Origin of the sequence: Streptomyces sp. MUM 203J, from assembly GCF_022414595.1 — a bacterium.
Lineage (GTDB): Bacteria > Actinomycetota > Actinomycetes > Streptomycetales > Streptomycetaceae > Streptomyces.
Map to the genome: position 1 here is coordinate 181,219 of NZ_JADWYO010000004.1, position 21,407 is coordinate 202,625.

General features: G+C 72.5%; 17 protein-coding genes, 2 tRNA genes, 1 other RNA gene and 1 pseudogene. 7 read left to right on the forward strand and 14 right to left on the reverse strand.

Translation table 11 applies throughout. The features are described from left to right. Positions 1-7 precede the first annotated feature (7 nt). The 7 genes from pheA to I3F58_RS04625 all read right to left on the reverse strand — a co-directional run bounded on the left by pheA (position 8) and on the right by I3F58_RS04625 (position 7,374). Positions 8-946: a prephenate dehydratase gene (gene pheA / locus I3F58_RS04595; RefSeq protein WP_240106873.1), complete on the reverse strand. Its 939-nt coding sequence runs from the start codon at positions 944-946 to the stop codon at positions 8-10. 168 nt (positions 947-1,114) lie between these two features. Beyond that, positions 1,115-2,380, reverse strand: coding sequence for an iron uptake transporter deferrochelatase/peroxidase subunit (efeB, locus tag I3F58_RS04600; RefSeq protein WP_240106874.1), 1,266 nt, complete (start codon positions 2,378-2,380; stop codon positions 1,115-1,117). A gap of 7 nt (positions 2,381-2,387) precedes the next feature. After that, positions 2,388-4,373, reverse strand: a complete 1,986-nt coding sequence (locus I3F58_RS04605) for a copper resistance protein CopC (protein WP_240106875.1) — start codon at positions 4,371-4,373, stop codon at positions 2,388-2,390. A 28-nt stretch (positions 4,374-4,401) separates the two neighbouring features. Further along, positions 4,402-4,893: a copper chaperone PCu(A)C gene (locus I3F58_RS04610; protein ID WP_240106876.1), complete on the reverse strand. Its 492-nt coding sequence runs from the start codon at positions 4,891-4,893 to the stop codon at positions 4,402-4,404. Further along, positions 4,890-5,606, reverse strand: coding sequence for an SCO family protein (locus I3F58_RS04615; protein WP_240106877.1), 717 nt, complete (start codon positions 5,604-5,606; stop codon positions 4,890-4,892). The genes I3F58_RS04610 and I3F58_RS04615 overlap by 4 nt, the downstream gene beginning before the upstream one ends. Positions 5,607-5,637: 31 nt before the next feature. Continuing rightward, positions 5,638-6,429: a YcnI family protein gene (locus I3F58_RS04620; protein ID WP_240106878.1), complete on the reverse strand. Its 792-nt coding sequence runs from the start codon at positions 6,427-6,429 to the stop codon at positions 5,638-5,640. A 105-nt stretch (positions 6,430-6,534) separates the two neighbouring features. Further along, a complete protein-coding gene (locus tag I3F58_RS04625) occupies positions 6,535-7,374 on the reverse strand; it encodes a hypothetical protein (protein WP_240106879.1) in 840 nt (279 codons plus the stop codon). 205 nt (positions 7,375-7,579) lie between these two features. On the opposite strand from I3F58_RS04625, the gene I3F58_RS04630 reads away from it, so the two are divergent. Then, the gene (locus tag I3F58_RS04630) at positions 7,580-8,026 is read left to right on the forward strand and encodes an ATP-binding protein (protein ID WP_240106880.1); all 447 of its coding nucleotides are present in this window, start codon (positions 7,580-7,582) and stop codon (positions 8,024-8,026) included. Positions 8,027-8,082: 56 nt separating this feature from the next. Here the strand turns inward: I3F58_RS04630 and I3F58_RS04635 are convergent, their stop codons facing one another. Then, positions 8,083-9,546 (reverse strand): aminopeptidase P family protein, encoded by a 1,464-nt coding sequence (locus tag I3F58_RS04635; RefSeq protein WP_240106881.1) that lies wholly within the window; start codon positions 9,544-9,546, stop codon positions 8,083-8,085. A gap of 121 nt (positions 9,547-9,667) precedes the next feature. Further along, on the reverse strand, positions 9,668-11,290 hold the full coding sequence (locus tag I3F58_RS04640) for a PP2C family protein-serine/threonine phosphatase (RefSeq protein WP_240106882.1): 1,623 nt from the start codon (positions 11,288-11,290) through the stop codon (positions 9,668-9,670). 491 nt (positions 11,291-11,781) lie between these two features. On the opposite strand from I3F58_RS04640, the gene I3F58_RS04645 reads away from it, so the two are divergent. Beyond that, complete coding sequence (locus I3F58_RS04645) at positions 11,782-12,552, forward strand: bifunctional DNA primase/polymerase (protein ID WP_240106883.1); 771 nt, start codon at positions 11,782-11,784, stop codon at positions 12,550-12,552. A gap of 277 nt (positions 12,553-12,829) precedes the next feature. Further along, positions 12,830-13,573 (forward strand): hypothetical protein, encoded by a 744-nt coding sequence (locus I3F58_RS04650; protein ID WP_240106884.1) that lies wholly within the window; start codon positions 12,830-12,832, stop codon positions 13,571-13,573. 215 nt (positions 13,574-13,788) lie between these two features. Here the strand turns inward: I3F58_RS04650 and I3F58_RS04655 are convergent, their stop codons facing one another. The 3 genes and pseudogenes from I3F58_RS04655 to I3F58_RS04665 all read right to left on the reverse strand — a co-directional run bounded on the left by I3F58_RS04655 (position 13,789) and on the right by I3F58_RS04665 (position 16,722). Further along, positions 13,789-14,760 (reverse strand): DUF5926 family protein, encoded by a 972-nt coding sequence (locus tag I3F58_RS04655; RefSeq protein WP_240106885.1) that lies wholly within the window; start codon positions 14,758-14,760, stop codon positions 13,789-13,791. A gap of 517 nt (positions 14,761-15,277) precedes the next feature. Then, positions 15,278-15,838 (reverse strand): annotated as a pseudogene (locus I3F58_RS04660) (ATP-binding protein); the annotation flags it as partial. Positions 15,839-15,885: 47 nt separating this feature from the next. Then, positions 15,886-16,722: a glycerophosphodiester phosphodiesterase gene (locus tag I3F58_RS04665; protein WP_240106886.1), complete on the reverse strand. Its 837-nt coding sequence runs from the start codon at positions 16,720-16,722 to the stop codon at positions 15,886-15,888. Positions 16,723-16,965: 243 nt separating this feature from the next. Here I3F58_RS04665 and I3F58_RS04670 point away from each other — a divergent pair, with 243 nt between their 5' ends. Next, positions 16,966-18,501 (forward strand): S1C family serine protease, encoded by a 1,536-nt coding sequence (locus tag I3F58_RS04670; protein ID WP_240106887.1) that lies wholly within the window; start codon positions 16,966-16,968, stop codon positions 18,499-18,501. 7 nt (positions 18,502-18,508) lie between these two features. Here the strand turns inward: I3F58_RS04670 and I3F58_RS04675 are convergent, their stop codons facing one another. Further along, positions 18,509-18,973 carry a hypothetical protein gene (locus I3F58_RS04675; RefSeq protein WP_240106888.1) on the reverse strand — a complete coding sequence of 155 codons (465 nt, stop codon included), beginning with the start codon at positions 18,971-18,973 and terminating at the stop codon, positions 18,509-18,511. 280 nt (positions 18,974-19,253) lie between these two features. On the opposite strand from I3F58_RS04675, the gene I3F58_RS04680 reads away from it, so the two are divergent. After that, a tRNA-Ser gene (locus I3F58_RS04680) sits at positions 19,254-19,338 on the forward strand. A 335-nt stretch (positions 19,339-19,673) separates the two neighbouring features. Here the strand turns inward: I3F58_RS04680 and I3F58_RS04685 are convergent. After that, a tRNA-Ser gene (locus I3F58_RS04685) sits at positions 19,674-19,761 on the reverse strand. 72 nt (positions 19,762-19,833) lie between these two features. Here I3F58_RS04685 and ffs point away from each other — a divergent pair. Continuing rightward, positions 19,834-19,932: signal recognition particle sRNA small type (gene ffs, locus I3F58_RS04690), an RNA gene on the forward strand. A gap of 87 nt (positions 19,933-20,019) precedes the next feature. Continuing rightward, positions 20,020-21,407, forward strand: a 1,388-nt coding sequence (locus I3F58_RS04695; RefSeq protein ID WP_240106889.1) for a DNA polymerase III subunit gamma and tau, incomplete at its 3' end; no start/stop codon positions are given.

Here is a 21,407-nt window from a genome sequence, read left to right on the forward strand (position 1 = left end):
TTTGCGGCTACGCTCCGCGTCCGTCCTGGCAGCGTGCCAGCCAGTCCGCCGCCGCCGTGAAGTCCCCGTCCGACGTGCCCGGCCGGAGCGTCCGCACCTGGTCCGGGGTGACCCCCGCGCGGGGATACGAGCCGAGAAAACGCACCTTCGGGCAGATCCGCTTCAGCCCCATCAGCGCCTCACCCATACGACGGTCCGAGACATGGCCTTCGGCGTCCACGGCGAAGCAGTAGTTGCCGATGCCGGCCCCCGTGGGCCGCGACTGGATCAGCATCAGGTTCACACCCCGCACAGCGAACTCCTGGAGCAGTTCCAGCAGGGCACCCGGGTGGTCGTCGCGCAACCAGAGGACCATGGACGTCTTGTCCGCCCCGGTCGGAGCGGAAGGCCGTGCCGGACGCCCCACCAGCACGAACCGCGTCTCGGCGTTCTCCGCGTCGTGGATGTCGGTGACCAGCGCCTCAAGCCCGTACGTCGCAGCCGCGAAGGCCCCGGCGAAGGCCGCGTCGTACCGGCCCTCCTGCACCAGCCGTGCCCCATCCGCGTTCGACGCGGCCGATTCCCACACCGCCTCCGGCAGATGAGTCCGCAGCCAGTTGCGCACCTGAGGCTGGGCCACGGGGTGGCCGGTCACCGTCTTGATGTCGGACAGCTGGGTCCCCGGCCGCACCAGCAGTGCGAACGCGATCGGCAGCAGCACCTCGCGGTAGATCATCAGGGGCTTGCCCGACGCCAGCTCGTCGAGGGTCGCGGTGACCCCGCCCTCCACCGAGTTCTCGATCGGTACGAGCGCGGCGGCCGCCTCTTCGTTCCGTACGGCGTCCAGTGCCGCCGGCACCGACAGCATCGGTACCAGCTCTCGTGTCGCGGCTTCCGGCAGCGTTCGCAGGGCGGCTTCGGTGAACGTGCCCTCGGGGCCGAGATAGGTGAATCGCGTGGCCGACATACCGGTCACCCTAATGCGCCGAAGCCCCAGGTGGCCGATCTTCGCCCGGGGATCATGCGTTCCCTGATGCGCCGTTTCACGTGAAACCTCAGAGCCGTTTCACGTGAAACATGGACACCCTGAGCCATCCAGCCCAGCCCCATCCCGGTCTCTGCCTCTTGGCCCGCGTCAGCTCTCCAGCAGTCGCTGCCCCACGTACTCGCCCTCTTTCGGCCCGCCAGGGACTGCGAACAGGCCGCTCGCCTCGTGCCGGATGAACGCGGACAGCGCGTCGCCGCGGTCCAGCTTCCGCTGCACGGGCACGAAGCCCTTCAGCGGATCGGCCTGCCAGCAGACGAACAGCAGTCCTGCGTCGGGTGCCCCGTCCGGCCCGATGCCGTCGTGGAAGGAGAAGGGCCGCCGCAGCATCGTGGCCCCGCCGTTCTGCTCCGGTGCCGAGATGCGGGCATGTGCGTCGGCGGCGATGACCGGCTTACCGTCGGCCCCCAGCTTGTCCAGGTCCGGCTCTGTCGTCTCCGTGCCCCCCGAGAGCGGGGCACCGTCTGACTTACGCCGCCCGATGACGGCCTCCTGCCGCTTCAGGGGCAGCTGGTCCCAGTCGTCCAGCAGCATGCGGATCCGGCGCACCACCGCGTACGAGCCGCCCGTCATCCACGGCTGGTCGCCGCCCGCCGCGACGAAGATGTGCCGGTCGAAATCGGGGTCGGTGGGTTTCGGATTGCCCGTGCCGTCGACCTGGCCCATCAGATTGCGGGCCGTCATCGGCTGCGCGGTGGCTCCGGGTGAGCGGTTGAAGCCGTTCATCTGCCAGCGCACAGCGGCCGTGCCGCCCGCCTCCTTCTGGAGCGTGCGCAGCGCGTGGAACGCGACCAGCGCGTCGTCCGCGCCGATCTGCACCCAGAGGTCGCCGTTGGACCGCTTCTGGTCGAGCTGGTCGGCGGAGAACGCGGGCAGCGGGTCGAGCTGGCGCGGTCGCTGGGCCTCCAGGCCCGTCCGGTCGAAGAAAGAGGCACCCAACCCGAAGGTGACGCTCAGCGAACTGGGTCCCGCGTCCCGGGCCACGCCGCCGTCGGTGGTGCCCGTCGGCTCGCCCGCCATCAGTCGCTCCGCCGCCCCCGACCAGCGGCGCATCAGCGCGACCGCCTCCTTGCGGCCCGCGCCCGGTGCCAGGTCGAAGGCGACGAGATGGCCGCGTGACTGGAGAGGCTGGAGGATGCCCGCCTGGTGGGCGCCGCGGAACGGCACCCGGGTGGATCCGACCGTGGCCAGCGCCGGTACGTCGCCGGAGCCTCCGCCCAGCGCCGCATACCCGCCGGCGCCCGCGGCCGCGCCCACCACCAGGCCGGTCGCGCCCGCGGCGCCCACGGTGCCCAGCAGCCGCCGTCTCGACATCTCCGGATGCGCTTCCGTCTGCGCGTCGGTGTTCAGGTCCATGTGCAGGTCAGCCGATCTTGACGTTCTTGTCGATGGTGGTCTGGTCGATGTCGGACGTACGGACCGTCACCCGGATCCGCCACTCGCCCGGCATGGGAAGCTGCGCGGACCGGGCCTTCCACTGCCCGGTCCCGGTCGGCTCCAGAGCGACCGGCAGCGGGCCGATCTCCTGGGCGTCGAGCGTGAACGACACCTTCAGTTCCGGCACGTCACGCGGCTTGTCGTCGGGGCCGGCCACGAACACCTGCAGAGTGTTGCCGCCCGAGCGGCCGGGGTCGAGGGCCAGTCGGACCGTTCCCCTGCCGTCCGGCCCGCCCGTGTCGTACGGCAGCTTCACATCGACGGGCCGGTCCGGGACGGCGGTCGAGGAGGCTGCCCGGGCCTGGTCGGCCTGCTCCTGGGTCCGGCCCGGCTCGGTCGCGGTGAGGGCGGTGGTCACCGCCAGGACCAGGACGGCGACGGCGGCCTCGGTGAGGACGGAGCGCCGGAGTCCGGCCCGAGCCGGGTCGGCGTCCCGGATGCGCCGACGGCGCGCGGTCGCCACGGCGGCCCGTTGCCGGGCGAGCTGAGCGGCCCGCAAGGGATCCTCGTTCCCGACGTCCCGAGGCCCCGCATCCGGCCCTTCCATGGGATCTTCCTCCAGCGCCGCTTCCCCCGCGTCCTGGCGCGTGCCCTTTTTGACCGCTTCCCGCTTCTCATGCGAGGAGGCCGGCACGGTCTCGGTGAGCAGCCCCGTCCAGCGGCGCGACGCCCAGGCGACCGCCAGCAGGACACCGATCAGTCCCGCCTTCACCAGCAGCAGTTGCCCGTACGCGGTTCCGGTCAGCGCCGTCCAGGAACCGACCTGCCGCCAGGACTGATACAGCCCGGTCGCGACCAGGACCACCACGGAGCCGAAGGCGACCTGCGAGTACCGCCGCACCGCGGCCGGGCCGATGGCGCCCTCGCCGTCGGACCCCCGGTGCAGCGCCACGAGCAGAGTGGCGAGCCCGCCCAGCCAGCCGGCCACGGCGAGCATGTGCAGCACGTCCACCGGCATGGCCACCCCGGGCTGACGCCCCGTCGACGGGTGCTCCGACAGCGCCCAGGTCCCGGCGAGCCCGGCCGCCAGGACCATCCCGCCCACAGCGAGCCCGAAGGACAGGTCCTTCCGCTCCGCCTGCCCGCCACCGGCACCGTCCCCGCGCCGCGCGTACGCTCCGAACAGCACCGCGAGGAACAGCGCCGCCGCTCCGAGCAGCAGCAGCCGGGACGTGAGTGCCGCACCGGTCTTGGTGTCCAGCACGGCCCGCAGCCCGCCCAGGTCCAGAGCATCGCCCAGCTCACCCGACCCGGTGTACGGGCTCCGCAGCATCAGCAGCGCCAGGGTCGCCGCCGTCAGCGTCACCCACCCGTACGCGACCAGCCGCTGCACCGGCCGCACCGCCGCCCCACCAGGCCAGCAGACCAGCAGGAACGCGGTGCCGCCGACCAGCACGATGAATCCCGCGTACGAGGCGTACCGCCCGGCGTCGTACAGCGCGCCCACCGGTCCGCCACCGGCCTTCTGCGCGGGCAGGGCCACCGTCGTCTCCGAGGGTGCGCCGATGGAGAAGGTGAACGCGCCCGAGATCGGGTGACTGTCGGCGGACACGGCCTGCCAGGCCACGGTGTAGGTGCCGTCCGGGAGCCCGGACCGCAGATCGACGCCGTACTGGACGACCGAGCCGCTGCACAGGTCCTGCAGTTCCCCGACGTCGGCACGCTTGCCGCTCGGTTCGAGGACCCGGATCGAGTCGTCGCCCATCGCGACCTTCTCGGAGAAGGTGAGCGTGACGCGCCCGGGCGCCGTGGCGACCACCGCCCCGTCCTCCGGGTCGCTGCCGGTCAGTGTGGAGTGCGCGGCGGCCGTGCCGGAGAGCACGGTGCCGAGCAGCGCCACGGTGAACACCAGCAGCGCCCACAGGCGTAGTGCCGCTGCGGGGGGTCCGCAGCGGGAGGCGGTGGCCGTCATCAGCTCGCGTTCCTTCTCACTCGGCCGTTCAGTGGTGCTGGTGCGCGTCGGCCGCCTTGGCCGGGTTGTGGGTCCGCGCTTCCACCGGGACCTCGACGGTGACCGCGTCGGCGTCCTTGAAGCGCAGCTCGACGCGGACCTTGTCGCCCTGCTTCAGCTCCCGCTTCAGCGCCATGAACATCAGATGGCTGCCTCCGCGCTCCAGCTTCAGCTCACCGTTGGCCGGTACGTCGAAGGACTGGACCTGCTGCATCTTCTGGTTCTTCGTCTCGTGCATCTGTACGTCGTCCGAGACATCGCTGCTCACCGAGGTCAGGGTGGCGTCGGCTCCACCCGTGTTGGTGAGGGTGAGGAAGCCCCCGGCCATGTCGCGGTTGACGGGTTCCGGGATGAACGCGCCGCTGACCTTCAGCTCGGGCGCGGTGCCACCGGAGGCGTCGGCGGACGAGCAGCCGCCGAGGGCCAGCCCGCCTACCAGAGCGAGTGCGGAGGTGAATATGACGGTAGTGCGGCGGTTCACGGGTTCTCTCCACGGATGAGCTTCGGCAGGTCGTTGGTGTAGTCCTCGACGGTCGTGTCATCGCCGTAGAGGACATACCCCTGGTCCGTCTTCGGGGAGAAGGCGATGACCTGGGCGCCGTGCATGGAGACGACCTTGCCGTCCTCGTCCTTCGTCGGTGGGTCGATGCCGATGCCCATCGTCTTGGCCCCCGCCTGGATGGCGGAGAAGTCGCCGCTGAGCCCGATGAAGGACGGGTCACCGGCGGACGGCAGCCACTTGCCGAGTTCCTCCGGGGTGTCGCGCTCGGGGTCGGTGGTGATGAAGACGACCTGAAGCTTGTCCAGCTCCTCCTGAGGGAGCTTCTTCGAATCGGACAGGTCCCTCAGCGCGGTGGAGATGTTGCTCATGGTCAGAGGGCAGACATCGGGGCAGTGGGTGTAGCCGAAGTAGATCAGAGTCGGCTTGCCCTTGGTGCGCTCCCGCAGGTCGAACGGCTTGCCGGTGGTGTCCGTCAGGACCAGGCCGGGCTTGGTGAACGGCCGGTCCAGGACGGTGGCCGCCTTGGTGGATCCGGCGGCGACGGACACGTCCGCGACAGGCTGGTCGCCGGGTGCGCTGCCGGTGCCGCAGGCGGACAGCGCGAGCGCCGCCGCCGTGACGAGCGCCGCCGCGAACAGCGGGGTGCGCCGGGCCGCGCGGCGGGGCCGCGCGGCGCGGTTGGGGTTGAGCATGGGTTCTCTCTCTGGTGAGGGGTGGACGACGTCAGGCGGAGCGGCGGCGTCCGGCCAGGACGCCGAAGGCCACACCGGCGGCACCGACCAGGATGCCCACGATGCCGAGCACCCGGGCTGTGGTGTCGCTCGCATCGGCGGCGGCCGCTACGCCCTTCGTGCCGGTGCCCGCGTCGCTCTTCTCGGTCCTGCCGCTGTCGGCAGCGGCCTTCGCACCGGCGTCCGCCGCACCGTGGTGACCCTCGGCAGCCGCTGCAAGCTTCAGAACGGGGGCGGGACTGTCCGGCTCCTCGCCGCCTTCCTTCGGCTCCTCGATCCAACGGACGACCTCGTCGTTGTCGTACGTCTGGAGAGCCTTGAAGACGAGCTGGTCGGTGTCCTCGGGCAGGCGGCCCAGGGAGACCGGGAACTGCTGGAACCGCCCGGGCTCGATCTTCGCACCGTCGGCCGTCCACGTGATCTTGGAGGGCGCCTCGGTGATCTTCTTGCCGTGCAGCTCCAGCGGCTTCTTCAGCTCCGCGCGCTCGACCTCGACCTTCCAGCCGGGCACGGCCTGGGGCATCACGGACGCCAGCGGGTGATCGGTGGGCAGGGTGACCTCCAGCTTCACGGTGGAGGCGTTGTCCCGCTCGTTCGGGACCTTGAAGTTGACCGTGGCGTAGCCGCCCTTGGCGGCCGCGCCCTGCGGCTGGACGCTGACGTGTGCGTACGCGGACGGGGACAGCAGCAGAACGGACGAGACGGCCAGCCCCCCGGCGACAGCCATACGGCCGAGCGCGGAAGGGACGGACCGGGCGGAAGCGGCGGACGTGGTACGGCTCATGACGGAACACACTCCACAAGTCGGGTAGCGGTGGATGCGCCGGCGCCCGCCGCGGCAGCGGCAAGACGTGTCGGCGCCGCGCCCCGCCCATCGGAGCGGGTCGCGTCAGGCGGCGAGTGCGTATGCGGCCGGGGGGCCGCGCCTGATCACCGAGTGCTGGAGTGCGTCCGCCGCCGACGGCAGCGGAACGTCGTCATCACCGCGCGGCGCCCGCCGAGCCTGGGAGGGCGGCGTGTCCGCCCCGGCGACCAGAAGTCGTACGAGGGTGAGGGCGTCCCGCAACGACCGCACGAGGGCCTGTTCGGCGGCCTCGGCCACGCCCCGGGCCGACAGGCGGGCCAGCCGGGAGAGCCGCAGCAGTGCCAGGTCGCCATGGCGCAGCAGCCAGCCGGAGGCCAGGGCGGCCACCAGGTGCCCGAGCACCATGGCCAGGCCGGGCAGGGCCGCCAGCGCCGCAGGCTCGACGGGGACCCCGGCTCCGACGGCCGCGGCGCCGGTCGCGGGACCGGCGGCGGCTGCGGCTGCCACCGGGTCGAGGCCCGCCGCCGTGACGATCCGGTGCGCCTCGCCGGGGCTCAGCTGGGTTGTGCCGGCGCCGCAGAGCAGCCGCGCGGCGGCCCGGATCAGCGCGTCGCTCCCCGCACCGCCCTGCGCCGCGCCCTGAACGGCGGTGCCCGCGCCGGCCGCGGCGTGCTGCTGCCCCACGCCGAAGAGCGTGTGCAGCGCAAGCTGGCCGGTGACCAGCGCGGAGGTGATCGCGGGCAGGGAGCGCTCGCGTCCGGTGAAGGGCAGGGCGAGCAGGAACACGGCGGCGAGACCGGCGCTCAGCGTCCACCACGGAACGGTCTCGCAGGCGGCGAGGGCGTGGCCCAGTGCGGACAGCACGACACAGACCGCGGTGAACACCGCGGCCCTCAGCAGTCGTGGACCGGTGAGCGCAGGCATGGCCGGGCCATCATCCCACCACCCTTAAGCCGTCCATACGGCAGGTCCGGAAGGTCGCTTTTGCCGTTGGGCTTTTCCCGCTGTTGCTGCCGGACTTCCCCCATACGTATCCGGCCGAACGGGGGATCGTCCGTCAACTCCACGCTTACCTGTCTGATATGTGGCAATAGGTAATGACATGTCGAGCCGCGCCGGGAGGCTGCGCATGAGCATCTGGTGGTCCCTCCACTTGCGGCGCGAGGCTGCGAGCGTCCCGCTCGCCCGGCGGCTGCTCCTCGGCGCGATGGAGACCGCGGGAGTCGACCCGGACACCTCCTACGACCTGTCACTCGCTCTCGGCGAGGCCTGTGCGAACGCGGTCGAGCACGCGGGTGAGAAGTCGGCGGAGTTCCGCGTGACCGCCTATCTGGACGACGAGAGGTGCTGTATCGAGGTGGCCGATTCAGGACCCGGATTCCCTTCGGAGCCGCACTTCTCACGGCTCCGCGGGCCGGTGCCGGCGGATGCCGAGAACGGGCGAGGGCTGCGCCTCATCGAAGAGCTGGCCGACCATGTCCACTTCGGCAACCGGGCGGGCCGGAGCGGGGCGGTGGTGAGCTTCGACAAGAGTCTGAAGTGGCGTCCGGACGCGCCGCTGACCCTGACGGGCTGAATGACCGATGGGTCATGTTTCACGTGAAACATGACCCATCAGCGGAGCGGTGGGAGTCAGCCCTTCAGCTGAGCCATCCAGGCCTCGACGTCGTCGGAGCGGCGGGGGAGCGCCGCCGACAGGTTCCGGTTCCCGTCCTCGGTGACCAGGATGTCGTCCTCGATCCGGACACCGATGCCGCGGTACTCCTCCGGCACGGTGAGGTCGTCCGCCTGGAAGTACAGCCCCGGCTCGACCGTCAGGCACATACCCGGCTCCAGGGTGCCTGCGGCGTACGCCTCGGTGCGCGCGGCAGCACAGTCGTGGACGTCCATACCGAGCATGTGCCCGGTGCCGTGCAGGGTCCAGCGGCGCTGGAGGCCCAGCTCCAGGACGCGTTCGACCGGGCCCTCCACCAGGCCCCACTCGACGAGCTTCCCGGCCAGCACCCGCTGGGCGGCGTCGTGGAAGTCGCGGAACTTGGCACCCGGCTTCACCGCCGCGATACCGGCTTCCTGGGCCTCGTACACGGCGTCGTAGATCTTCCGCTGGAGGTCCGTGAACGTTCCGGAGACCGGCAGTGTGCGTGTGATGTCGGCGGTGTACAGCTCGGTGGTCTCCACCCCGGCGTCGAGCAGCAGCAGATCGCCGGAGCGGACCGGGCCGTCGTTGCGGACCCAGTGCAGGGTGCAGGCGTGAGGACCGGCGGCGCAGATGGAGCCGTAGCCGACATCGTTGCCCTCGACCCGGGCGCGCAGGAAGAAAGTGCCCTCGATGTAGCGCTCGGACGTCGCCTCGGCCTTGTCCAGGACCCTGACCACGTCCTCGAAGCCGCGGGCGGTGGAGGCACAGGCCTTCTCCAGCTCGCCCACCTCGAAGTCGTCCTTCACCAGGCGCTGCTCGGAGAGGAAGACCCGCAGCTCCTCGTCCCGCTCCGCGGTGACCTTGTCGGTGAGCGCCTTCTCGACGCCGGCGTCGTAGCCTCGCACGACCCGGACCGGGCCGTCGGCCTCTGTGAGCGCGTCCGCGAGCTTCCGTACGTCACCCGTGGCGATGCCGTACAGGGTGGCGGCCTCGGTCAGCGAGTGGCGGCGGCCCACCCACAGCTCACCCTGGCCGGACAGCCAGAACTCACCGTTCTCCCGGTCGGAGCGCGGCAGCAGGTAGAGCGTCGCTTCGTGGCCTTCTCCGGCCGCCCTCGGCTCCATGACGAGGACGCCGTCCTCGGTCTGGTTGCCGGTGAGATACGCGTACTCGGTGGCGGCACGGAAGCCGTACTCCGTGTCGTTCGCGCGGGTCTTCAGGTTGCCGGCGGGTACGACGAGGCGCTCACCGGGGAAACGGGCGGACAGCGCGGCCCGCCGGGCAGCGGTGTGCGAGGCCTGGGCGACGGGCCGCAGATCGCGCAGCTCCGTGTCGGCCCAGCCCGACTGCATGTTGGCCGCCAGCTCGTCGGACACGCCCGGGTACAGGCCGTTCTTACGCTGCTTGATCGGCTTCTCTTCGCTCTCCGGGGTCTCCGGCGTGAGCTCCTCGGCCACGGGTCCGCCTCCTTGGGTGCGATGAAACAGAACCCCTTCCTCATCGTACGGGCGTGCGGAAGCGACCCTGAATCACACCTTCCGGTTCTGGCGGCCCCTCCCCGGAGGGACACCCTGGTGCTCAGTCGAAGCGGGCGGCCAGCATCACCACGTCCTCGCCGCCCTCCGCACCACTGTCCCGGACACCGTCGTCCCCGGCCGCGGCGCCGGACAGCACCGCATGCAGGACACGGTCGGCCACGGCCTCCGGGTCGGCGCGGTCGGGCTGAGGGACGCTCGCCGCCGCCGCGTGCAGCCGGGCGAACGCCCGGTCCACCGGGCCGCCGATCCGCCGCAGCAGCCCGTCCGTGTAGAGCAGCAGCGTCTCGCCCGGCGCCACGACCAGTTCCACGCTCGGCGCCTCCCAGCAGGCGAGCATGCCGAGCGGCGCCGAGAGCGAGGTCTCCACGAACTCGGTGCGCCGGTCCCCGAGGATCAGCGGTGGGGCGTGCCCGGCACCGGCCAGCACGAGCTTGCGCAGCCCGGGCTCGGCGTACGCGAAGAGCGCCGTGGCGGACCGCGCGGGCTCGGTGAGCCGCAGCAGCAGTTCCAGGTCGGACAGCACAGCGACGGGGTCCTCGCCCTCCATCACCGCGTACGCCCGCAGGGACGCACGCAGCCGCCCCATCGCGGCCAGCGCGCTCGGCCCCGAGCCGCACACGGAGCCGACGGCCAGCCCCAGCGCGCCCTCGGGCAGCGCCAGCGCGTCGTACCAGTCGCCACCGCCCCGCCGCCCGGACACGTGCCGCCCGGCCAGCCGCACGCCGGGAACCCGGGGGAGCCGGGTCGGCATCAGCTCCTCGGCCAGGGTGGCGACCTCGGCGCGGGCCCGCTCCAGCTCCAGCAGCCGGGCCAGGTGCTCGGAGGCGTACCGGCCGTAGAGACCCACGAGATGGCGCTGCCGCTCCGTGGGCTCGGCGGGCTCGTCGTACAGCCAGACGGCCGCGCCCAGCCTCCCGGCGCCTTCGGTGACGAGCGGGACGGCGTAACTGGCGGCGAAGCCGAGACGGGCGGCGACCTCACGATGGCGCGGGTCCAGGTCCTCCTCACCGAGCAGGTCGGGGACGGCGACGGGCCGGGGTGGCGGGCCGGAGCGATCACCGGCCGGGCCCGCTGTCCCCGGCGGCCCCGACCCGGCCGGGCCGTCCTCGCAGCGGCCGTTCCCGCGCGGGGCTTCGGGCAGGCCGTCCAGTATGCGGCCGTAGGAGGTGGCGCTGCGCGGCACGGTCTCGATGGTGCCGAGGTCGGCGTGGGCGAGACCGAGGCCGATGGTCGTGGTGGGGCCGCGCCTGTCGGCGGGTTCGAGAACGGCCATGCCGCGGCGGGCGCCGACGAGTGCGGCACCCGCGCGCAGCAGCTCGTTGAGCGCGGCGTCGAGGGTGGCGGTCCGAGTGAGCCGCTCGGTGAGTTCGTGGAGGGTGGAGAGGTCGGAGACCCAGCCTGCCAGCCGGTCCTGGATCAGCGTGCCGGGTGCGGGAGCCGCGGCCGGGATGCCTGGGAGAGGCGTTGCAGTGTGCGCAGGAGCCGGAACCGTTGAATCGATTCCGGCCACTTTCGGCAGGTGAGGGGTGCTCATGGCAGTCGGCTTCCCGACTGCGTCCGTTTGCTCAATAGCATCGCAAACCCCCATGTCAATCCGCATGTCATGCTGCGCCGCTATCACTGCATCCACATGTACACGCACTGGGAAGGGGATGTCCAGCATTGTCCAGCGGGACGCGTGGTGTTTATGCGATGCTGAACTTGGCCAAAAAATGGCCCCGATGGGGAGGTTTTGCGGTCGACTGAGCGCGTTCGACAAGGGGGCACCACCCGGGACGACACCAGACAGACCCGGGCGGAGCGTCATTCCGAGCGCGTGGGGTACGTAATCGTTAGGTGGCCAGGGGAAGTTGGGGCCGACCCGGAACCCGGCGGGGAGACCCTGGCGTCCCCACCACCGACAGCGCGCCCCGTCCCGGTGGGCGGAAGCGGACGGAAGATGATTCGCCCTGCGCGCGCCACCCCTCACCATGCGTCAAATGGACTCAGCCGACGCTCGGCCCCCAGCGGTGTTGTCCTGACCGCGCCGGAGCGGGAATCCCGTGCCGCCTCCGGGTGGCGGGGGCGGCGAATCGCCGCCTCGTACGCACAGTGAAGTAACGCACACGTGTTGTGATCTGGACCTCGGCGTTCAACGGAAAGGAACGAGCGCTCATGCGCGAGATCCTCGGAAGGCGACGCAGGCTCCCGTTCGGGCGGAAAAAGGGGCCTGACCACCTCGACGCGGCGCTGCTCTGCGCCACTCGGTGGCACTGGCCCGTACTCCCCGGCGTGGGGCTCAAGGCGGCGAAGGCGACGAAGAAGGCCAAGGAAGCCGGCCAAGCCAGGGAGACGAAGGCGGCGGCGGTGAAGTGGGTACGGGCCGCTGCATCGGCCAACACGCGGTGGGAAGAGGCCCCGGTCTGTGCCTGCCCGGACCCGGAGTGCGTGGTCCCGGGCGCGCACCCCTTCGACCCCGGCATCCTCGCCGCCACCACGGACCCCCGCATGGTGCGCTGGTGGTGGACCGAGAGGCCGGACGCCCCGGTCGTACTCGCCACCGGCGGCCGCGCCCCCTGCGCGGTGAGCCTGCCCGCCCTCGCGGGTGCCCGTGCCCTCGCCGTACTGGACCGTCGCGGTCTGCGGTCCGGCCCGGTCGTGGCGACCCCCACCCGCTGGTCGCTGCTGGTCGCGCCGTACAGCCTGGAACGCCTGGGCGAGCTGCTGTACGCGCAGGACCGGGTGCCCAGCTCTCTGCGGTTCCACGGGGAGGGCGGCTACCTGATGCTGCCGCCGTCTCGGACCGGCGCGGGGTGGGTGCGCTGGGAACGGCCACCGCCCGCGAAGGACTGCGCCCCGTGGCTGCCCGAGGTCGAGTCGGTCGTCGACGCCCTGGTGGCCGCGAGCGCCGGCATCCCGGACAGCGGCACCCGCCTCCGCTACTGAGCGCGCCGGTGCCGGCTCCTCCTCGCACGGCAGCTGTACGGCCCGGCCCCCGTACGGCTCCGACCGGCGGGGGCGCCGGGGACGGTACGGCTCCTACGGGTGCGGCCCCGGTACCAGGCCGGTGACGGCTGGAGGCTGACGGCGGCAGCGGTGTCACTCGTCCGGGTGTGAGCCGAGCCCTCCCTGTACGGGAAACGGGGGCGAGGCCCACGAGGCCCGCGTGCTCCGCCGCTATCGTCGGCCCACCGTCGGAACTCGCGAACTCGGGAACACGCCCATGAACCTCCGCATGATCGGGCTGGGCGCGGTCGTGACCGCCGCCGCGCTGCTGCCGTTCGTCGCCACCGCCGGAACGGTCGCGAGCCCCGAGCAGCCGAACCGCGCCGCCGCCGGGCCCGAAGCGGCGGCGCACCGCCCGGCGGCACCCCCGCTGCTCACCCCTCTCTCCGACCCCGCACCAGGCGCCTCGACGCATCCCGAGGCGCAGTCAGGGGCGGAGCCGCCCGCGCCAGGCCCCGACCCGGGCCGGGACGAGGGGCCCGTGTCCGGCACGCGTGCGGTGCGGCCCAGCGGTGCCCCGGACGACGACCCGGCCCTGGACCTCCCGCTTCTGGCCGAAAGTGACGGTCCGCCGACCGCACCCTCCGACGGCTCCGCGGACGCTCCGGACGGGCGCGCCGCCCACTGCGGCCCGGCGCTGGCGTCGCCCGAGGGTGTGGAGGCACAGACCTGCGTGCTCACCGAGGGCGGGCAGACCTGGGGTCGCACGTACTACCGGAACACCAGCGGCCGGGAGCTGCGCGCGATCCTCAGCCTCATGGGCCCGGCCGGTCGGACGGTGCGCACGCACTGTGCGATCCCCGCGCGCGATGAGCCGGGTGCTTGTGAAACCCCACGTGAGAACGGGCAGGGCCCGGCTGAGGAGTACACGGCGGTGGCGGAGTTCGCGACGAACGGTCACCCCGACAGCCCGCTGCTCCTGCGCTCCGGCAGCAATCCCGGGCCGTCATCCAGGCGTTGACGATTGCAACGACCAAGAGGCGGCGTGGCGGGTTCCGGAGGAGCGGATGTGGCGGAGGCTCACATTCCGAATCCCATGGAGAAACCCGGTCGCTGGCGACGGGGGATGCACCAGCGACCGGGCTTCCAGAACGGTAACAAGAGATCCGCCGTTCGCAAATTCGATCTCTCTTATTCGGACAGGGATTTACCGATCAGTAGAGAGGTGTCCCCGCCTCAGCTGAGCGTCACCTGACGGTTCGTGAGTCCGCCGCGAGCCCGACGCTCCTCGCCGGTCAGCGGCGCGTCCGAGGCCAGCGCGGCCGCGAGCCGCTCCGCGAACTCCGCGGCCGGCTTCTCGCACTCCTCCGCGCCCATCCCGCTCGGCAGGTCCCACACCGGGACGACCAGTCCGTGCGCCCGGAACGAGCCGACCAGGCGGGTGCCCTCGCCCAGCGACGAGGTGCCGGCGGCGTGCAGCCGCGCCAGCGCGTCCAGCAGGTTCTCCTCGGCGTGCGGCATGACCCAGCGCAGGTGGTTCTTCTCCGGGGTCTCGCACCAGTAGGCGGAGTCCACACCGGCCAGTCGCACGGTCGGGATGGCGGCGGCGTTGGCGCGCTCCAGAGACGCGGCGACCTCCGGCGAGGCGCTGTCCGCGGACTCGGGCACCCAGAACTCGAAGCCCGTGTGGACGGCCGGCTCGAAGGCGGCCCCCGGGTCCAGCAGGTCCTGGAGCCGCGGCCCCTCCGCGGGAACCCGGCGGGCGGTGACCGGCGTGCCCGGCGCGGCTTCCAGCGCGCGCTGCAGCGTGTCCGCCAGGTCACGGCTCAGATCGCCGGAGGACGTGTCGTTCTGGAGCGCGACCAGCACGGAGCCGTCGTCGCGGCGCAGGGCGGGCCAGGCCATCGGCAGCACCGTGGCCAGCGTGACGGACGGCACGCCCTCGGGCAGTCCGTCCCTGAGGTGCAGCGGGGCGGTCGCGGCGGGGACCAGCTCGCGCAGCGCGACCCAGTCGCACTCGCCGGCCAGGCCCTCGAACGGGCGCTGCACCGGCTCGGTCACCGCGTGCGCGGCGCTCCGGCCGTGGCAGGCCTTGTAGCGGCGGCCCGAACCACAGGGGCAGGGTTCACGGGCGCCGACGACCGGCACCTCCCCGTCCGTCACCTGCGGCTTTCCGGCGGCCTTCGTCTGCGGGCGCTTCTTGGCCATGCGTGGGTTCTCCCGTTGGAACGCGATGCTGTGTCGGCCGCGAGCCTAGCCCCACCGGGCAGCGAAGGGGTCTGCCGACGCCGGGCCCGGAGCCATGCGGAGGCGGCGGCACACGGAGGGAGCGGCGCGGGAGCGATGGCCGACGCGCCCGGAGCCGTACAGGAGCGGCAGCACACGCCGGGAGCCGGGAGAGCGCCATGGCCGACGCACTCGCGGGCTCAGCAGGAGCGGAGCCCCCCGGCCCCCGCTAGGACGCCCCGCACGAGCCGTACGTCCCCAGGAATCCGAGGTCCCCGTCGAAGGCGGCCACCACATCCGCGATGCCCGTCACGCCCGTTGGCCGCCGACCGCCGGGAGAACTCACCGGCCGCGCCGTGTCCGCCTCCGGTCCCTCGGGCGCGTTCCGCGCGGCCGGCCTCCGCCCGGCCGTGCCTTTCCTCGCCGCGATGTTGCGCGGGGTCCCGTTCCGCCGGGTGCCCGTACCGTCGTCCTTCGCACCCGCGCTGGAACCGTTCGCAGACGTGACGCGCGTAGCGAGAGGGTCACGCTGCGGAACCGATCCCGCGACCAGCACCCACACCGTGACTTCGCCGCCCGTTCCGTCCCGCACTCCCCAGTCCTGGGCGAGGGCGCTGATGATGTTCAGCCCGCGCCCGCCGCGCGCGGTGACCGAGGGGGTGCCCGCGACCGGGCGGGTGGGCCCGCCGCCGTCCGTGACCTCCAGGGTCAGGGCGCCCTGGGCGTCGATCCGCCAGGCGGCCCGGACGGCACCGTCACCGATCTCGGTGGCGTCCAGTGGCCTGCCGTGCCGACAGGAGTTGCTGAGCAGTTCGGAAAGGATCAGTACGGCGTCGTCGACGACCGTGTCGGAGACGCCGCAGCGGCGGAGTCCCTCCCGCATCCGGCGCCGTGCCTCGCCCACGCCGGCAGGGCCGTGGGGTACGGCCATGCTCGACGACGTCGGCACTTCCTGTGCCATCACCAACGCCACCCCCGAGACCTCCTTCGCCCCACGCCACGGTGTGGATGCCCCCTTGGCCTGGACCGGAAACCGGTCAGTCCGGATACCGTGACGCATTCGACACGCTCCGACACGGAGTGGATGCGCCGGGGCACTCCCCGTAACTACTGAGGCGTGCGACCCAGTTGGGACAGGATGTGTTTGGGGCGATTGGTGATGATTGCGTCCACCCCGAGGCGCACGCACAGCTCCACGTCCTCGGGCTCGTCGACCGTCCATACATGGACACGGTGGCCCGCCCGCTGGAGTCGCGCGATGTACGCGGGATGGTTCCGGGCGATGCGGATGGACGGCCCGGCGATCCGGGAGCCGGCCGGGAGGCGCCCGTCGCGCAGCAGCGGTGAGAGGAACTGGGTCAGGTAGACGGTGGGGACGGCCGGCGCCGCCGCTGCGACACGGTGCAGCGAACGGGCGGAGAAGCTCATGATCCGTACGGGGGAGGCCTCGGGTGACACCGGGTCCGCGAGTCCGAACCGCCTCAGCAGCTCGACCAGCCGCTGCTCCACCTGCCCGCGCCAGCGGGTCGGGTGCTTGGTCTCGACGGCCAGCTCGATGGGGCGCCCGGCGTCGGTCACCAGCTCCAGGAGCCGTTCCAGGGTGAGGACGGAGGTGTTCCCGGGGCCGCCCCAGTCAGGGCTCTCGTCCGTGTCCAGCCAGCCCGGCCGGTCGCCCTTCGCGTCCCTCCAGGCGGCGAAGTCCAGCGCGGAGAGGTCCGCGAGCTCCAGGGCGGAGACGGCGCCGCGGCCGTTCGAGGTGCGGTCGACACGCCGGTCGTGCACGCACACGAGGTGCCCGTCGGCGGTGAGCCGTACGTCGCACTCCAGGGCGTCCGCCCCGTCCTCGATGGCCTTCGTGTACGCGGCGAGGGTGTGCTCGGGTGCGTCCTCGGAGGCGCCCCGGTGGGCGACGACCTGGATGGTGTGCGGGCGTGCTTGGGTCACCGCGCCATGGTGCCACCGCGCGCGGGGCGGCCGGGAGCCACAGGGGACAGCTGGGGGAAATGTGCCTGAATTGTCGGGGATAAAGGATGGGCGCGGGGCGCACAGGTCCTGCTTACAGTGGCCTGACGGGCCGTGGGAAAAGCTGTACGAGGACCGTGCGACGCCCGGGCCGAGAGCGCGGCCGGACAGCAGGCCGGACGGACGACGGACATTCGCCCACCGAGGAACCGAGGAGAAGAAGCTGTGAGCACCGAGAACGAGGGCACCGCGGTCCCGTCAGGGGCTCCCTCCCCGCCGCCCGCCTCTCCCGCTCCGGCGCAGCCGAGGCCCCCGGCCGACCAGCCGCAGCCCCCGGACGGCCAGACGCCGCCCGGTCAGCCGACGGCCGACCACCCCACGGCCGACCACCCCACGGCCGTACAGCCCACGGCCGTACAGCCCACTGCCCCCGGCCGGCCGCCCGCCGCCGTGCCGACACCCCCGACCGGGATGCCCGCAGCGGCACCCCCGCCCCCTGGCGTACCGCCGACCTCCCCCGCGTACGGCTCCGAGGGCTACGGCCCGAGCGGGTACGGCTCCGGGGCCGCCGCCCAGGGATGGCCCGCCGCGCCGGGCGTACCCGGTGCCCCCGCCGCTCCCGGCACCGGCAAGCGCTCCCGCGGCGGTCTGATCGCCGCGGCACTGATCACGGCGCTGCTCGCGGGCGGCGTCGGCGGCGGAGCGGCCGGCTACTGGGCGGCGGACCGCCAGTCCGGCGGAACCACCGACAGCACGACCGTCTCGGCCGTCGGGAACGCCCCGGCCGACTTCAAGCGCGAGCCGGGCACGGTCGCCGCCGTGGCGGCACAGGCACTGCCCAGCGTCGTCACGATCGAGGCCAGATCCGGCGCGCAGGGCGAGGGCGGCGGCACGGGCACCGGCTTCGTCTACGACAAGGAAGGCCACATCCTCACCAACAACCACGTGGTGGCCTCGGCGGCGGACGGCGGCAGGCTCCGGGTGACGTTCCCGGACGGCAAGAAGTACGAGGCGGAGGTCGTGGGCCGGGCCCAGGGCTACGACGTGGCGGTGCTGAAGCTGCGCGACGCGCCGAACGGTCTGACCCCGCTCCCGCTGGGCGACTCCGACAAGGTCGCGGTCGGGGACGCGACGATCGCGATCGGCGCGCCGTTCGGCCTGTCCAACACGGTGACCACCGGCATCGTCAGCGCCAAGAACCGCCCGGTCGCGTCCAGCGACGGCGCGTCGAGCCGGAACTCGTACATGAGCGCCCTGCAGACGGACGCGTCGATCAACCCCGGCAACTCCGGCGGCCCCCTGCTGGACGCGCGGGGCGCGGTGATCGGTATCAACTCGGCCATCCAGTCGCCGGGCTCGGGCGTCCCGGGGGCGTCGCAGGCCGGTTCGGTGGGCCTCGGCTTCGCCATCCCGGTCAACCAGGCGAAGAACGTCGCCGAGCAGCTGATCAAGACGGGCGAGCCGGTGTACCCGGTGATCGGCGCGGTGGTGAACCTGACGGAGAAGGGCGAAGGTGCGCGGATCGTCTCGGACGGCGTGAACGGCGCGGCCTCCGTCGAGCCGGGCGGCCCGGCCGCGAAGGCGGGGCTGAAGCCCGGTGACGTGATCGTGCGCTTCGGGGAGCGGGAGATCGACAGCGGCCCGACGCTGATCAGCGAGATCTGGACGCACCGGCCGGGCGACAAGGTCGAACTGACCTATGAGCGCGGGGGCGAGCAGAAGGAGGTCACGGTCACACTGGGCGAACGCACCGGAGACTGACCGACGGTCAGGCCTCGGCCAGCGAGAACGCGGCCATCTCCCCGAAGCAGGCGACGGCGAGGACGGTGAGGGTGCCGATGAGCGCGGACAGCGAGAACTGCGCGTCGGCACCCAGCACCGCCGCGGTGATCTGGAGGAGCGCGAGGACCAGACAGGTCCCCCACATCATGGCGCGCGGGAAGTGCCGGGCGCTGCTGCCGGCGGCCTCACTGACCAGGTGCGGGACGCCCGCCAGCAGGGCGATGAGCGCGAAGGCGACGGAGACGAACAGCGCGGCGGGCCCCTCCCAGTGGCGGTAGTGGGCGAGCGTGTAGGTCATGGCACCGAGGTAGACGACCGCGGCGAGCACCGCGCAGGCACCGGCGGCGAGGAACGAGACCGTGTGCTCCCGCGACCCGTGGGCCAGCCCGGCCACGGAGATCGGTGCGGCGCCCCGCCTGGTCGCACGGGCACCGGCCACGGGAACCGACATGGGAGCCTCCACTGCGTCATCTGACGGACGAAGCCAGAGGCTATGGCCGTACGCGGTCCCCCGCTCCCCCCGGCCAAACACCGCAACCGGGACGACCCGCCCCAACGCCGCCCCGCGCACCGGTGACAACCCCACGCCACCCCCACCCCCTTTCACCCGTACGGAGGACCCACCCCCACTCACCCCGCCCCGCCCCGCCCCCACTCCCCGACCCACCCCCGCTCTACCCCCGCCAGCCGGTAGTCTGTAGTCCGCTCCGCGCCAGGTGAGGCGGGGCGAGGGTGGGTTGCCCGAGCGGCCTAAGGGAACGGTCTTGAAAACCGTCGTGGCGCGAGTCACCGTGGGTTCAAATCCCACACCCACCGCGGCAGTTCGGCGAACGCACTGGTCAGAAGGGGTGTCACCATTCCGGTGACACCCCTTTCGCGTGCGCCTTGTCTTGTCTGCAACCGTCTCGGGATCCGTCGCGTTCCCGCCCGGCCCGGAGTCGGCAAGGGTGCGAGTGCGCTGTCGTGCGGCGCCGAGGCCGAGGGGGCGGCGGGCCGAGCCGTCCGTGTCGTGCGGATGCCCGATCCGCACGGCGCGGCAGAGAGCTCCTCGACGCGGAGCAGGAACACGCGCGGTGGGGGAGCGGAGACCAGGGAACGACGAAGGCCCCGGCCGCTGTGCGGTCGGGGCCTTCGTGTCGGCTGGTGAGCCGTGGCGGAGGATACGAGATTCGAACTCGTGAGGGGTTGCCCCCAACACGCTTTCCAAGCGTGCGCCCTAGGCCTCTAGGCGAATCCTCCGCCGGAAACATTACATGACTCTGAGCCGTGCTCGCGAACTCGTTCGCCGGGCGGAGGATCGGGTACCCTTGGCGCAGCCCCTCACGTGGCGCTATCTGACTGAACTCCCCCAGGGCCGGAAGGCAGCAAGGGTAGGTCGGCTCTGGCGGGTGCGTGGGGGGCGCTTGCGTTGGGGCCGGGGTGTGCGGGCGGGTGGCCGCGGGCAGGCGGTGATCACGGGCGGGCTGGTTGTCGGCGGGGCCCTATATCGTCGTAAGGGTGTCGTCCCTCGCGCTGTACCGCCGCTATCGACCCGAGACCTTCGCGGAGGTCATCGGGCAGGAGCATGTCACCGACCCGCTGCAGCAGGCGCTGCGGAACAACCGGGTCAATCACGCGTACCTGTTCAGCGGGCCGCGCGGGTGCGGCAAGACGACCAGTGCGCGGATCCTCGCGCGGTGCCTGAACTGTGAACAGGGGCCCACACCCACACCGTGCGGGGAGTGCCAGTCCTGCCGGGACCTGGCCAGGACCGGGCCCGGTTCCATCGACGTGATCGAGATCGACGCCGCCTCGCACGGTGGTGTCGACGACGCGCGTGAGCTGCGGGAGAAGGCCTTCTTCGGGCCCGCGAGCAGCCGGTACAAGATCTACATCATCGACGAGGCCCACATGGTCACCTCGGCGGGCTTCAACGCCCTGCTGAAGGTGGTCGAGGAGCCGCCCGAGCACCTGAAGTTCATCTTCGCGACCACCGAGCCCGAGAAGGTCATCGGGACCATCCGGTCGCGGACCCACCACTATCCGTTCCGGCTCGTGCCCCCCGGCACGCTCCGGGACTATCTCTCCGAGGTCTGCGGGCGCGAGGACATCCCGGTCGAGGACGGGGTCCTGCCGCTCGTCGTGCGTGCCGGCGCCGGGTCCGTGCGGGACTCCATGTCCGTCATGGACCAGCTCCTCGCTGGCGCCGGGGAGGAGGGTGTGACCTATGCCATGGCTACCTCCCTGCTCGGCTACACGGACGGGTCCCTGCTGGACGCCGTGGTCGAGGCATTCGCCACGGGGGACGGGGCCGCCGCCTTCGAGGTGGTCGACCGGGTCATCGAAGGGGGCAACGATCCCCGGCGGTTCGTCGCCGATCTGCTGGAGCGGCTGCGGGATCTGGTGATCCTCGCCGCTGTGCCCGACGCCGCGGAGAAGGGGCTGATCGACGGGCCCGCCGATGTCGTCGAGCGGATGCAGGCACAGGCCTCCACCTTCGGGGGCGCCGAGCTCAGCCGGGCCGCCGACCTCGTCAACGCCGGGCTGACCGAGATGCGCGGTGCCACCTCGCCGCGGCTCCAGCTGGAGCTGATCTGCGCGCGCGTGCTGCTGCCCGCCGCGTTCGACGACGAGCGGTCCCTGCAGGCCCGGCTGGAGCGGCTGGAGCGCGGCACGCACCTGCAGACCGCCGGGGCTGGACCCTCTGCGGGGTATGCGCCCGGGCCGGGCGCACATGTGCCGGCCCCGCCTGGGCCCGGGGCGGGGACGGAGGCCGCGCCCGCCCCGCCCGCGCCCGCCCCGCCTGCTCCCGCCCCGGCTGCTCCCGCGCCCATTCCCGCCGCTGCTCCTGTCCCCGCTGCGTCCGCTCCTGCACCCGCACCTGCCTCAGCGGCCCCCGCCCCCGC

Excerpts from the sequence above, each read along its gene's own strand:
- I3F58_RS04655 (WP_240106885.1), bottom strand. The coding sequence starts at position 14,760 with ATGGCCAAGAAGCGCCCGCAGACGAAGGCCGCCGGAAAGCCGCAGGTG.
- I3F58_RS04625 (WP_240106879.1), bottom strand. The coding sequence starts at position 7,374 with ATGCCTGCGCTCACCGGTCCACGACTGCTGAGGGCCGCGGTGTTCACC.
- I3F58_RS04650 (WP_240106884.1), top strand. The coding sequence starts at position 12,830 with ATGAACCTCCGCATGATCGGGCTGGGCGCGGTCGTGACCGCCGCCGCG.
- I3F58_RS04675 (WP_240106888.1), bottom strand. The coding sequence starts at position 18,973 with ATGTCGGTTCCCGTGGCCGGTGCCCGTGCGACCAGGCGGGGCGCCGCA.
- I3F58_RS04605 (WP_240106875.1), bottom strand. The coding sequence starts at position 4,373 with ATGACGGCCACCGCCTCCCGCTGCGGACCCCCCGCAGCGGCACTACGC.
- I3F58_RS04640 (WP_240106882.1), bottom strand. The coding sequence starts at position 11,290 with ATGCTGGACATCCCCTTCCCAGTGCGTGTACATGTGGATGCAGTGATA.
- pheA (WP_240106873.1), bottom strand. The coding sequence starts at position 946 with ATGTCGGCCACGCGATTCACCTATCTCGGCCCCGAGGGCACGTTCACC.
- efeB (WP_240106874.1), bottom strand. The coding sequence starts at position 2,380 with ATGGACCTGAACACCGACGCGCAGACGGAAGCGCATCCGGAGATGTCG.
- I3F58_RS04615 (WP_240106877.1), bottom strand. The coding sequence starts at position 5,606 with ATGCTCAACCCCAACCGCGCCGCGCGGCCCCGCCGCGCGGCCCGGCGC.
- I3F58_RS04620 (WP_240106878.1), bottom strand. The coding sequence starts at position 6,429 with ATGAGCCGTACCACGTCCGCCGCTTCCGCCCGGTCCGTCCCTTCCGCG.
- I3F58_RS04630 (WP_240106880.1), top strand. The coding sequence starts at position 7,580 with ATGAGCATCTGGTGGTCCCTCCACTTGCGGCGCGAGGCTGCGAGCGTC.
- I3F58_RS04645 (WP_240106883.1), top strand. The coding sequence starts at position 11,782 with ATGCGCGAGATCCTCGGAAGGCGACGCAGGCTCCCGTTCGGGCGGAAA.